We start from the raw sequence: 12676 nt of genomic DNA, 5'->3' as shown, positions 1-12676 counted from the left end.
GGGGGTCCGGGGGTCATCCCCCGGATGGACACAGCATGGAGAAGCTCATGGAGCTCGGGGCCAAGGTCGAACTGCCGGGCAAAGCGCTCGGCTGACCTCTGCCCCCTGGCTTCGGCCCAGGGCAACACCGCTTCCGGCTGGGGGTCCGGGGGTCATCCCCCGGATGGACACAGCATGGAGAAGCTCATGGAGCTCGGGGCCAAGGTCGAACTGCCGGGCAAAGCGCTCGGCTGACGCAAGGCGCTCGGACAACCCTTCATCGCGTACGACGATGGGGCGGCACCCGGAAGTCCGGGTGCCGCCCCATTCGCGTTGTTGCTGAGCCTCGTACGTCGTCCCCGACGTACCGTCAGGCTTACTTGCCCTTGGCGGCTTCCTTCAGCTTGGAGCCCGCCGAAACCTTGACGCTGTAGCCGGCGGGGATCTGGATGGGGTCGCCGGTCTGCGGGTTGCGCGCGGTGCGAGCGGCACGGTGGGTGCGCTCGAAGGTCAGGAAGCCGGGAATGGTGACCTTCTCGTCGCCCTTGGCGACGATCTCACCGACGGTCTCGGCGAACGCGGCCAGAACGGCGTCGGCGTCCTTGCGGGTCACCTCGGCGCGGTCGGCCAGCGCGGCCACCAGCTCACTGCGGTTCATGTTGTTACTCCCGTGTTCTTCTTGCCGTTGAGGCGTGCCACGCGGCGGAGCCGCATATTGGGCACAGCGAAGTCGATGCTGCCAGGTTCCTCCGAGAGGCCCCGGACCCGGGTCCGTCGTCGGACCCTCGCGCCCAGGGACGCATCCTGCCCCTACCTGCGGCGCGAAAGCCAATCCGGCACCCGTAGGAGTCGTGAGAACACCCTTGGGAGTCACACGAAGAGAGGGTCTGAGCCTGGCCGACACGATAAACGTCGGCCAGGAGGGCCCGGTTCCACGACGCGCCGATGCAAGGCCTTGCCGTGGCGATACTCACAGCCTACGCACACGGCCCCGAGAATGGCCCTACGAGGCCGTCGCCGCCTTTGCCGCCTCGCGCACCGCACCGGCCACCGCGCCCGCGACCTTGTCGTTGAAGACGCTCGGGATGATGTAGTTCGGGTTCAGCTCGTCCTCGGTCACCACGTCCGAGAGGGCGGTCGCGGCGGCCAGCATCATGTCGGTGTTGACCGTGCGGGACTGCGCGTCCAACAGGCCGCGGAAGACGCCCGGGAAGACCAGCACGTTGTTGATCTGGTTCGGGAAGTCGGAGCGGCCGGTGGCCACAACGGCCGCCGTCTGACGGGCGATTGCCGGGTCGACCTCGGGGTCGGGGTTCGCGAGCGCGAACACGATCGCGCCCTCCGCCATGGCCGCCACGTCGTCGCCGTCCAGCACGTTGGGCGCCGACACGCCGATGAAGACGTCGGCTCCGCGAACGGCTTCCTTCAGCGTGCCGGTCAGGCCCTCGGGGTTGGTGTTGTCGGCGATCCAGCGCAGCGGCGAGTCGGCGGCGGCCTCGCGCAGGTCCTCGCGGCCGGCGTGCACGACGCCGTGGATGTCGGCGACGACGGCGTTCTTGACGCCCGCGGCGAGCAGCAGCTTGAGGATGGCCGTACCGGCCGCGCCGGCACCGGACATGACGACCCGGATGTTCTCAATTGCCTTGCCGGTGACGCGAAGTGCGTTCTTCAGGGCGGCGAGGACGACGATCGCGGTGCCGTGCTGGTCGTCGTGGAAGACGGGGATGTCGAGGGCCTCACGCAGCCGCGCCTCGATCTCGAAGCAGCGGGGCGCGGAGATGTCCTCCAGGTTGATGCCGGCGAAGCCCGGGGCGATCGCCTTCACGATCTCGACGATCGCGTCGGTGTCCTGGGTGTCGAGGCACAGCGGCCAGGCGTCGATGCCGGCGAACCGCTTGAAGAGGGCCGCCTTGCCCTCCATGACCGGCAGTGCGGCCTTCGGGCCGATGTTGCCGAGGCCCAGCACCGCGGAGCCGTCCGTCACGACCGCAACGGAGTTGCGCTTGATGGTGAGGCGGCGGGCGTCCTCGGGGTTCTCGGCGATCGCCATGCAGACCCGGGCCACACCCGGCGTGTAGACCATGGACAGGTCGTCACGGTTGCGGATGGGGTGCTTGGACTGCATCTCGATCTTGCCGCCGAGGTGCATGAGGAACGTACGGTCGGAGACCTTGCCGAGCGTGACGCCCTCGATGTGGCGGAGCTGCTCGACGATCTCGTCGGCGTGCGCGGTCGAGGTGGCCGCGATGGTGACGTCGATACGGAGCTTCTCGTGCCCGGAGGCGGTGACGTCGAGGCCGGTGACCGAGCCTCCGTGGGACTCGACGGCCGTGGTGAGCTGGGAGACCGCGGTTCCGCTCGCGGGCACCTCCAGCCGGACCGTCATCGAGTAGGAGACGCTGGGCGCCGTTGCCATGGCCGACTTCCTCTGCTTTCACTCAGGTTCGCTGCGCGGTGTCCGCGCCGGTCATTCCCCGCCGACCTGCTCTTCTGCTGGGGGTCCGGGGGTCATCCCCCGGGAAGACGCAGCCACCTTTGACGCTGGTATGCCGTCCGATGGTCGCACCTACTGCCGAGTAGGCGTTAGCTGCCTTGGATTGCGATCGTTTTGTTCACAGCAAAAAGAGGTCCGCGCCATGGAGGACGCGGACCTCTTGCAGGTCAGTGGCACCGACCCGCCATGCTCGCCTCGCGGCAAGTGGTCGCTCGTAGCGACGAAGGTTGGGCCCGGGGGCTTGGATCGGGCCGGTGCCACACCCAGGCTAACAAACGGATCCCGTAAGGCCATTCCCGTACCGAGAGTTCATCCGCTTCTAATCCCTGAGCAGGTCGGGCACTCCGTTCGCGTCCGGTTCGTCACGGTCCGCCGAGACGATCGTCAGCTGCTGGGTCGCCCGCGTGAGGGCGACGTACAGCACCCGCAGACCGGCCGGGGACTCGTCCGCGATCTCCGCCGGCGAGACGACGACCGTCGCGTCGTACTCCAGGCCCTTCGCCTCCAGGCTGCCGAGCGCCACCACCCGGTCGCCGAGCCCGGCGAGCCAGCGGGCGGCCTCCTCGCGGCGCTGCATGGCGACGACGACGCCGACGGTGCCGTCGACCCGGTCGAGGAGGCGGGCGGCCTCCTCGCGGACGGTCTTCGCGAGGGAGTCCCGTACGTCGGTGAAGCGTGGCTCGACGCCGGTCGACCGTACGGCCGACGGGGACTCGGAGCCGGGCATGGCGAGGGCGAGGATCTTCGCCGCCAGTTCGGCGATCTCCGCCGGGTTGCGGTAGTTCACGGTCAGCTGGAAGCGGCGGCGGGGGCGGGTGCCCAGGGCCTCGTCCCTCGCCTCGGCCGCCTCGTCGGGGTCGGACCAGGAGGACTGGGCCGGGTCGCCGACGACGGTCCAGGTGGCGTGCCGGCCGCGGCGGCCGACCATGCGCCACTGCATCGGGGTGAGGTCCTGGGCCTCGTCGACGATGACGTGGGCGTACTCGGTGCGCTCCTGGGCGAGCCGCTCGGCGCGCTCGCGCTGCGACTCCTCGCGGACCGGCATCAGTTCCTCGAGGCCGGTCAGCTGGTCGAGCGGGTCCAGCTCGCGCTTCTTCTTCGGGCGGGCCGGGGTGCCGAGGATCGACTGGAGCTCGTCGAGCATGGCGATGTCGTGCACGGAGTGGCCGTCGCGGCGCAGCGAGCGGGCGACGCGGCGGACCTCGCCGGGGTTGAGGATCCGGCGGGCCCAGCGGCCGAGACGCCGCTCGTCGGCCATGGCCTCCAGGACGGCCTTCGGGGTGAGCTCGGGCCACCAGGCGTTCAGGAACTCGATGAAACTGTCCTCGGAGGTGATGTCCTCGTCGAACGAGGACCGCAGCTCGGCGGCGAGCTCCGGGTCGGTGTGGCGGGTGGCGGCGCCGGACTGCTCCCAGACGGCGTCGAGGAGCAGCTTGCGGGCACGCGGGCGCAGCAGATTGACCGGGGCCGTGCCGCCGAGGGCGTTGCGGCGGATACGTTCCAGCGCGTCGGCCTCCAGCTCCAGCCGGCGTCCGAAGGCGACGACGCGCAGCCGCTGCGGCGAGCCGTTCAGCTCCAGCGCGCCCCGCGCCGCCTTCCGCAGCACCTTGAGCATGCGGTACGAGCCCTTGGCGCGGGCGGTGGCCGGAGAGTCGTAGAGCGTGGCCTCCGCCCCGTCGACGAGTGAGCCGATCGCGCGGATGGCGACCTGGCCCTCCTCGCCCAGCGAGGGCAGCACGCCCTCGGTGTACGCGACGAGGAGGGGCGTCGGGGAGACGATGAGGATGCCGCCCGCGTAACGCCGCCGGTCCTGGTACAGCAGATACGCCGCCCGGTGCAGAGCCACGGCGGTCTTGCCCGTCCCCGGACCGCCCTCGACGTAGGTCACGGACGCGGCAGGAGCGCGGATGACCAGGTCCTGTTCGGCCTGGATGGAGGCGACGATGTCCCGCATGGTGTGGCTGCGGGCCTGGCCGAGGGCGGCCATCAGAGCGCCGTCGCCGATGACGGGCAGCTCGTCGCCGTCGAGGAAGGCCGTGAGCTCGGGGCGCATCAGGTCGTCCTCGACGCCCAGCACCCTGCGCCCCTTGGACCGGATGACCCGGCGGCGCACGACCCGTCCCGGATCGACCGGGGTGGAGCGGTAGAAGGGGGCGGCCGCGGGCGCCCGCCAGTCGATGACCAGCGGGGCGTACTCGGAGTCCAGGACACCGATGCGGCCGATGTGCAGGGTCTCGGCGATGTCGGCGGTGTTGTCGTCCCGCACCGCACCCTCAGCAGCCTCCACGGCCGTGTAGGCGCCGTCCGGCCCCTTCTTGCCGTCCTTGCCGAGGAGGAGGTCGATCCGGCCGAAGAGGAAGTCCTCGAACTCGTTGTTGAGCCGGTTGAGATGGACGCCGGCCCGGAAGACCTGTGCGTCCCGCTCGGCGAGCGCGCCGGGCGTGCCGACCTGACCTCGCTTGGCCGCGTCGTTCATCAGGAACTCCGCCTCGTGGATCTTCTCCTCGAGGCGCCGGTACACCCGGTCCAGATGTTCCTGTTCGACGCTGATCTCCCGGTCCCGTACAGAATCATGTACGTCGCGAACCGAGCCGACCGCAGATTGTTGAGCCTGAGCGGCCACCGGGCCCCCTTCTGACGTGCTGGGCAGCCGTCAACCGTACGCGAAGGGGACCCGGCAAAGCTACGAAAGCTACGCCTCTACCTCTACGAGCTTCTTGCCCTCGAAGGTCATGACCTCGAAGTGGTCGATCTCATTGGGCTTGAAGGCCGCGCCGCCCTGGGCGTAGAGGGGCTCCTTGGACTCCGCGGTCTTGCCGTTCGGGATGCCGTAGCCCCACTTCGGGACCGCCCAGGTCGACATCGTCTCGCGCTCGCCGTTCTTGCCCACCGCGATGAGCGAGCACTTCAGCGGGCCCTTGACGTTGCTGAGCTCGACGACGCCCCAGGTGCCCCAGTCCTTCTGCTCCATCGCCACGGTCGCCTTGACCTTGGTGGAGGAGTCGGTCGCCGTCACCTTGTCGTCGATCGTGCCGAAGGCCGCCTTGGCGCCGGCCGCCAGCGGGGTGGCGGTCTGGCCGCCGGAGTCGCTGCCGCCGTTCACCGCCATGACGGTCAGCGGACCGCCGATGATCAGCGCGGCCGCGGCCGCCACCAGGTAGAAGCCCTTGCGCCGCTTCATGGCGCGCCGCTCGGCGACCTCGTCGACCAGCTTCTCCGCGAGGCGCGGGCTGGGCCTGGCGGACAGGGACTCACCGATCGCGGGCGTACCGGAACCGGGCAGGTCCGCCAGTGCGGCCAGCATCGGTTCCATCCCGGCCAGCTCGTCGAGCTGCTGGGCGCACCATTCGCAGGTGGCGAGGTGCATCTCGAAGCGGGTCGCTTCGGCGTCGTCAAGGATGCCGAGAGCGTAGGCGCCGACCGTCTCGTGCTCGCTCGGGCCCGGTGATCCCATCATGGGTCCAGACATACCCGACCCACCTGTGCCGAATCCCTGGTTTCCCCCGTAAACACTCATCACGCCGTCACCCCCCGCTCCTCCAGCGCCAGCTTCATCGACCGCAGGGCATAGAACACCCGAGACCGCACCGTGCCACTGGGAATGCCCAGGGTCTCGGCCGCCTCGTTGACGGTACGCCCCTTGAAGTACGTCTCGACGAGCACCTCCCGGTGGGCCGGGGTCAGGTCGTCGAGCGCGTCAGACAGCGTCATCAGCCACAGCGCCTTGTCGATCTCGTCCTCCGCGGGGATGACCTCCAGCGGCGACGGATCGACCTCCTGCGGCCGGGCCTGCCGGCTGCGGTGGCCGTCGATGACGATGCGGCGCGCGACCGTCACCAGCCAGGGGCGTACCGATCCGGTCGCTCGATTGAGCTGACCGGCGTTCTTCCAGGCACGGATAAGCGTCTCCTGGACCACGTCCTCGGCTCGCTGTCGGTCTCCGGCGACCAGCCGGAGTACGTACGCAAGGAGGGGTCCGGCGTGCTCTCGATACAGAGCACGCATCAGCTCCTCATCCGGTTCCGAGGGCTGGGACATGCGATGTCGGGCCCTCGATCCACGTTCATTGGCCACGACGGAATCCTTGCGCACGCCCACCTCCGATGTCCGGGGGTTCCCCCAGTCGGTCGCTCGTCCACGGGTACGGATGTGGGCTGGGTCATGTTCAAAGTGAGGTGACAGTTTTCTTCGGGGTGACGTGACGAGGGGGACATGGGTGCACATTCCCCCCGTGCGATCTTTACATTTCCGCCACATTGGCGAGATCGCAACCGCTTCCCGAGTGGCGGGTGAGGTAAACGGTGTGTAATCGAAATCACTTCGACAGTCGGTTCACAGAAGCCGCATACCGGACGTCAGGCTCTCGCCAGAGCGGCCCTACGTCGGTGCCGGGCGACTCTTTCACGGTTCCCACAGACCTCACTGGAGCACCAGCGCCTCCTGCGTCCCCGGGACGAATCCACGTAAACGATCGGGCAGTTGTCCCCTTCGCACTGCCGCAGACCCGCCCGCGCGACCGGGTCGGTGAGGAGCTCCACGGCGTCCCTGGCGATGGCCCCGAGCAGCGCCGCGCACTGGGGCGGCCCGTCCAGCTCCCGCACGAGCGCCCCGTCCGCTCCGCGCACGGCACGCGGGGCGGGAGGTGCGACCTGGGCGGTCTCGTTCACGCGGGCGAGGGCGATGTCGTACGAGGGCCTGAGGACGGCCGTGAGCCCGCCGTGCACCAACTGCCCGACCTGCCCCCGCAGCTCGCGGAACCCGACCAGCCACGACGCGTCGGCGTGCGCCAGCGACGTACCCGCGGGCACCAGCCCGGCCCGCACGATCCAGGCGGACAGCACCTCGAGGGAGTCGAACCGTTCCTCGGGATGCGTGGTCGCGAGGAGATCCAGGCAGATCCGCCCGGCGTCGAACCGCAGCTCGTAGGGGGCCGTGGCCGTACCCAGTGCCATGTGCCTGTCACCGCCTAGGGGTTACCAGGTGCTGGGGAACCGTTCCCTCTTACAGTGCCTGCCCGCTCGCGCGGCCGGAAGACCTCGTACCGGCGGTACAGGTCGGGGGTGGACGGCCGCTTATGCGGGTGCGCTTCTCGGCGATGTTCCGGGCGGGGCGGCGTCCGTTGACTGGAAGGCATGACAACCCACAGCAAGAGCACGGGATTCGTACTGGGGGCGGCCACGGTCGCCATGGGCCTGATCGCCGGGGTCTACTACGTCTTCGCCTGCTGCATCATGCCGGCGCTGGCCCGCAGCGACGACCGGGTCTACGTCGAGGTCATGCAGGACATCAACGACGTGATCCAGAACCCGGTGTTCTTCCTCAGCTTCATCGGCGCGCTGCTGCTGACGGCGGTGTCCGCGTGGCAGCTGCGCGGGCAGCCGTACCGGTGGTGGGTGTGGGCGGCCCTCGCGGCGTACGCGCTCGGCTTCCTGACCACGGTCGTCTTCAACATCCCGCTCAACAACGACCTGGCCACGGCCACGGATCCGTCGGCGGCCCGGGAGCACTTCGAGGATCCGTGGGTGGCGTGGAATGTCGTACGAGCGCTGCTGTCGACGGTGGCGCTGGTGTGCCTGGCCCGGGCGCTGGTGCTGTACGGCCGCGGCCGTCAGGCGTCCGCGTACTTGGCGTCCGCGGCGGGGTCCAAGGCCAGTCGGTAGCCCCTCTTGACCACCGTCTGGATCAGCTTCGGCGCCCCGAGTGCCGTCCGCAGCCGGGCCATCGCGGTCTCCACCGCGTGCTCGTCGCGGCCGGCACCCGGCAGTGCACGCAGCAGCTCCGCCCGTGCCACCACCCATCCCGGCCGCCGGGACAGCGCGCGCAGCAGCGACATCCCGGCGGGCGGTACGGGCTTGAGGTCGCCGTCGACGAGGACCGCATGGCCGCGGATCTCGACCCGGTGCCCGGCGATGGGCAAGGAGCGCGCCCGGCCCGGAAGTTCCTGGCAGAGCAGCTGTACGAGCGGTCCGAGCCGGAACCGCTCCGGCTGGACCGTGTCCACGCCGTGCGCCTGCAACGGCAGCGCGGTGACCGGCCCGACGCAGGCGGGCAACACGTCGTGGTGGAGGGCGGCGAGCAGCTCGGGCAGCAGCCCGCGCTCCTCGGCCCGGTTCAGCAGGGACGCCGCGGCGGGCGCGCTGGTGAAGGTGATCGCGTCAAGGCCCCGCGAGACCGCTGCGTCCAGCAGCCGGTCCACCGGCCCGATGTCCTCCGGCGGCATCCACCGGTACACCGGCACCCCGACGACCTCCCCGCCGGCGGCCCGCAGCGACTCCACGAACCCGGGCAGCGGCTCGCCGTGCAGCTGGACGGCGATACGGCGCCCCTCGACGCCCTCCTCGAGCAGCCGGTCGAGCACCTCGGCCATGGACTCGCTCGACGGCGACCACTCCTCGGTCAGCCCGGCGGCCCGTATCGCGCCCTTGACCTTGGGCCCGCGCGCGAGCAGCTCCACCTGGCGCAGCCGGTCGAGCAGCGGCTCGCCGAGCCCCCACCCGTCGGCGGCCTCGACCCACCCCCGGAAGCCGATCGCGGTGGTGGCCACCACGACGTCCGGTGCCTGGTCGATCAGGTCCTTCGTCGCCGCCAGCAGTTCGCTGTCGTCGGCGAGCGGCACGATGCGCAGGGCGGGTGCATGCAGGACGGCGGCTCCCCGTCGCTGCAGCAGCGCGCCCAGTTCGTCGGCCCGACGGGCGGCGGTCACGCCCACGGTGAATCCGGCTAGGGGGCCGTGTCGGCCCGGGTCTGGTCGCTGCTGTTCGTCGTACATGGCTCTCGTCCCGAACTCGAGTCGTTGTACATGAGGCACGGCGGTACCCACATGCCGAACGAGCCTGTCAACGGTCCGTGACAGGCTCGGTTCGGCTTGATGTCACTGGTGTTACGTCACACCTCGGCGTAGCTGAGCTGGGGCTTTGCCTCTGCGGCAGCCGTGGTCTTGGTCACGGAGGCCGAGCGGCGAAGGTATACGGCCCAGGTCACTCCGAAACAGAGGGCGTAGTAGACGAGGAAGGTGACGAAGGCGCCGGTGCCGGAGCCGTTGGTGAGGAAGGACTGGCGGAAGGCCAGGTTGATGCCGACACCGCCGAGCGCGCCCACCGCACCGATGAGGCCCATGGAGGCACCGGAGAGACGGCGGCCGTAGGAGGCGGCCTCCTCACCCTCGAGTCCCTCGGCGACGGCCTTGGCCTGGAAGATGCCGGGGATCATCTTGAACGTCGAGCCGTTTCCGAGTCCGCTCAGGATGAACAGGACCACGAAGACGGAGACGAACAGCGGCAGCGACTTCTGCATGCTGGCGAGGACCAGGACACCGGTAGCGACGGCCATGCCGATGTAGTTGTAGAGGGTGATCTTCGCGCCGCCGTACTTGTCGGCGAGCCAGCCGCCCAGCGGACGGATCAGCGAGCCGAGCAGCGGGCCGATGAAGGTGAGGTACGCGGCCTGCAGCGGCGTACGCCCGAACTGGACCTGGAGCACCTGGCCGAACGCGAAGGCGTAGCCGATGAACGATCCGAACGTCCCGATGTAGAGGAACGACATGATCCAGGTGTGCGCGTCCTTCGCGGCGTCCTTGGCGGCACCGGTGTCGTTCTTCACGGACGCGAGGTTGTCCATGTAGAGCGCGGCGAGGACGGCGGCGACGACGATCAGCGGGATGTAGATGCCGAGCAGCACCCGGGGGCCGCCGCTCGCGCCGATGATCGCGAGTGCGATCAGCTGGATGACCGGGACACCGATGTTGCCGCCGCCGGCGTTGAGGCCGAGCGCCCACCCCTTCTTCTTCAGCGGGAAGAAGGCGTTGATGTTGGTCATCGAGGAGGCGAAGTTGCCGCCGCCGATGCCGGCCAGCAGGCCGACCACCAGGAAGGTGGAGAAGGAGGTCCCCGGCTTCATCACCGCGAAGGCGGCGACCGTCGGGATGAGCAGCAGACTGGCCGAGATGATCGTCCAGTTCCGACCGCCGAAGATGGCGACGGCGAAGGTGTAGGGGACGCGGACGACGGCGCCGACCAGCGTCACCATGGACGTCAGAAGGAACTTGTCGGCCGGGGTGAGCCCGTACTCCGGGCCCATGAAGAGCACCAGCACGGACCACAGGGTCCAGATCGAGAACCCGATGTGCTCGGAGAGGACGGAGAAGAAGAGGTTCCGCTTGGCGACCTTCTCTCCGGTCTCCTTCCAGAAGTTCTCGTCCTCGGGATCCCACTGCTGGATCCAGTGGCCTCCCCTGCTGGATGCGGGGGCTGTGCTAGGGGCTGTCATGACGCCTCCACGGTGCTCCGGGGCTCGGTGGTACTCGGGGTGCTGAGCGGTATGAGTCCCGAAGGTAGGGAGGCAGAGTTTCCGGGCTGTGGCACTGGGTGACCGGAAAGGAACTTTGCTCTCACCCGGCCCGCAGGCCGGATGAGAGGTCTTGCGCCGGTACGTTACGAACAGCTCGCCCCTACGAGCAGCTCCCTGTGAAGGTGACTACCTGCCCGGCCCCGCCGGCGGCGACGGCGATGTCCGCGGTGCCGTCGTCGTCGAGATCGGCGACGGAGGCGTCGTAGGCACCGTCGGCGGTGAGGGTGGTCAGCAGCGACAGCTGCTCACTCCCTCCCCTATATACGGCGACGGAGTCCCCGTTGAGCGAGGAGACCAGGAGGTCGGCCGTCCCGTCGCCGTCGACGTCACCGGAGCCGACGGCGACGGGGAGGGAGTCGGTGGTGTAGGTGGTGGCGGCCGCGAATGATCCGTCGCCGCTGTTGAGCAGGACGGTGACGGAGTTCCCGTCGAGGTTGGCGGCCACGACGTCCGTGTCGCCGTCGCCGTCGAGGTCGGCGGTGAGGACGTGGCGGGGGTTGGTGCCGGCGGTGGCCGTGGTGGACCGGGGGAAGGTGGGGGTGGTGCAGGAGGAGGCCGGGGTTGCGGCGAACGCGGGCGTCAGAAGCCCCACGCTCGCGCCGGCACCGAGGGTGAGGACCAGCAGGGCGGCCGTGAACTTACGGCTGTACGCGATTCCCGTCATGAACGCCGGAACGTAGCCCTCCGGACTGTGCCGGACGTGTCACGGGACTGTGCTTCAGCGTTGCGGGGACACGCCCCCGTTATCCTCTACCGGACCCCACACAGGAATGGGAGAGCCCATGTCCGCCGAGTCGAGGCCCGAGCGCTCGAAGGTGCAGCGTTCCCTTGCCGGGAATATCGCTTTTGCCCTGGGGTTGATCGTCGTTCTGGCGACCACGGTGCTCGGCGCCTTCGCGGCGGTGGCGCTTCTCCTCGACGCCGCCGACGCGGCGCCGCTGTCCTCGGTGGTCCCCGATGACGGACAAAACGCCCTGGTGATCGGGGGGATCGCGCTCGGCGGGGTCACCGGGCTCGTGCTGCCGGTGGTGGTGTTCGGCATGGTGAAGGGGTCCGAGGAGACCCCGAGGGTCGGCGCCGGTGCGGCCGGGTGGAAGCTGCTCGCCCTGCTGGCCTTCGATGTGTACGTGCTGGTCCTCGCGGTGGTCGTGGCCCAGCTGGGGTGGATTCTCCCCAAGGGGGTCACGACCCTCGTCGCCGTGTTCGCCGTCGGGTTCAGCTGGATGCCGCTGGCCATGATCCCCCGGGAGCGGCTCGGGCTGGCTTCACGTCAGCCTGAGTGACTGCGCCAATTCGTCCGCGACCTTCTCCAGTTCCTCGCCGAATCCCAGCGTCGACCACAGGAGCCGGCATTCCAGCGCCGTGGGGTGATGGCTCGGCAGGACGTAGTGGGCCACCCCCTCCAGGACGCCGCCGCTGTCGGAGTCGGGGGCCGTGGGCTCCAGTCGGTGGACGCGCAGTGCCGGTCCGAGCGGGAGGTCCACCTCGTCGAGGTCCTGCTCTCCGAAGAACGGCCCCTCCGCCCACGCCGCCTCGGCCCGGAACGCCGCCACGCTCAAGGACTCCGGCGGAACCTTCAGCTCCCGCACGGTGTAGCTGGCCATGACCGCGCCGTCGGCCGGCGCCAGCAGGGCCGCGCACAGGGCGCCCTGCCGCCGCGCCGCGCCCCAGTACCAGAGCAGATCCGCGGCGAAGGCCTCACGCCACTCGGCTCGGGCCCCGCTGTCGAGGTGCTCGTCGGCGAGGGCGCGGGCCCAGGCCTCGGGGTCCTCGGTCGCCAGGTCCAGGACCAGCCAGTTCTGCAGGGCGGGCAGCGCCACCCGGCATTCGGTCCAGTCCGCGGTGGATTCCATGTCG

At 69.7% G+C, this 12676-nt stretch carries 12 protein-coding genes; 2 read left to right on the top strand and 10 right to left on the bottom strand.

Going from position 1 to position 12676, the window contains the following annotated elements; all coding sequences use genetic code 11:
* Window positions 1-355 precede the first annotated feature (355 nt).
* From ABZ880_RS34455 to ABZ880_RS34430, 6 genes are all read right to left on the bottom strand, one after another.
* Complete coding sequence (locus tag ABZ880_RS34455) at window positions 356-637, bottom strand: HU family DNA-binding protein (protein ID WP_007382399.1); 282 nt, start codon at window positions 635-637, stop codon at window positions 356-358.
* Between the two features lie 345 nt (window positions 638-982).
* A complete protein-coding gene (locus tag ABZ880_RS34450; RefSeq protein ID WP_361271099.1) occupies window positions 983-2395 on the bottom strand; it encodes an NAD-dependent malic enzyme in 1413 nt (470 codons plus the stop codon).
* Window positions 2396-2792: 397 nt separating this feature from the next.
* Window positions 2793-5096 (bottom strand): UvrD-helicase domain-containing protein, encoded by a 2304-nt coding sequence (locus tag ABZ880_RS34445; RefSeq protein WP_361271097.1) that lies wholly within the window; start codon window positions 5094-5096, stop codon window positions 2793-2795.
* A gap of 69 nt (window positions 5097-5165) precedes the next feature.
* Window positions 5166-5942 (bottom strand): zf-HC2 domain-containing protein, encoded by a 777-nt coding sequence (locus ABZ880_RS34440; protein ID WP_361271094.1) that lies wholly within the window; start codon window positions 5940-5942, stop codon window positions 5166-5168.
* Between the two features lie 47 nt (window positions 5943-5989).
* Entirely contained in the window at window positions 5990-6511 is a 522-nt protein-coding gene (locus tag ABZ880_RS34435; RefSeq protein WP_010039908.1) for a sigma-70 family RNA polymerase sigma factor, read from the bottom strand.
* Window positions 6512-6828: 317 nt separating this feature from the next.
* Window positions 6829-7425, bottom strand: a complete 597-nt coding sequence (locus ABZ880_RS34430) for an ABATE domain-containing protein (protein WP_361271092.1) — start codon at window positions 7423-7425, stop codon at window positions 6829-6831.
* 180 nt (window positions 7426-7605) lie between these two features.
* Here ABZ880_RS34430 and ABZ880_RS34425 point away from each other — a divergent pair, with 180 nt between their 5' ends.
* Window positions 7606-8133, top strand: coding sequence for an anthrone oxygenase family protein (locus tag ABZ880_RS34425; RefSeq protein WP_361271089.1), 528 nt, complete (start codon window positions 7606-7608; stop codon window positions 8131-8133).
* Here the strand turns inward: ABZ880_RS34425 and ABZ880_RS34420 are convergent.
* From ABZ880_RS34420 to ABZ880_RS34410, 3 genes are all read right to left on the bottom strand, one after another.
* A complete protein-coding gene (locus ABZ880_RS34420; protein WP_361271086.1) occupies window positions 8082-9242 on the bottom strand; it encodes a uroporphyrinogen-III synthase in 1161 nt (386 codons plus the stop codon). The two genes, ABZ880_RS34425 and ABZ880_RS34420, sit on opposite strands and share 52 nt — an antisense overlap.
* A 116-nt stretch (window positions 9243-9358) precedes the next feature.
* Window positions 9359-10738, bottom strand: coding sequence for a nitrate/nitrite transporter (locus tag ABZ880_RS34415; RefSeq protein WP_361271083.1), 1380 nt, complete (start codon window positions 10736-10738; stop codon window positions 9359-9361).
* Window positions 10739-10919: 181 nt separating this feature from the next.
* Window positions 10920-11483, bottom strand: coding sequence for a VCBS repeat-containing protein (locus ABZ880_RS34410; RefSeq protein ID WP_361271080.1), 564 nt, complete (start codon window positions 11481-11483; stop codon window positions 10920-10922).
* Window positions 11484-11601: 118 nt separating this feature from the next.
* Between ABZ880_RS34410 and ABZ880_RS34405 the strand changes: the two genes are divergently transcribed.
* A complete protein-coding gene (locus ABZ880_RS34405) occupies window positions 11602-12102 on the top strand; it encodes a hypothetical protein (protein ID WP_361271078.1) in 501 nt (166 codons plus the stop codon).
* Here ABZ880_RS34405 and ABZ880_RS34400 read toward each other — a convergent pair.
* Entirely contained in the window at window positions 12085-12672 is a 588-nt protein-coding gene (locus ABZ880_RS34400) for a hypothetical protein (protein ID WP_361271076.1), read from the bottom strand. The genes ABZ880_RS34405 and ABZ880_RS34400 overlap by 18 nt on opposite strands.
* Between the last annotated feature and the right edge of the window lie 4 nt (window positions 12673-12676).

The organism is Streptomyces sp. NPDC047043 (assembly GCF_040644055.1).
Lineage (GTDB): Bacteria > Actinomycetota > Actinomycetes > Streptomycetales > Streptomycetaceae > Streptomyces.
The sequence above is the reverse complement of the archived record's forward strand: the minus strand, read 5'-3'. Positions and strand labels throughout refer to the sequence as shown.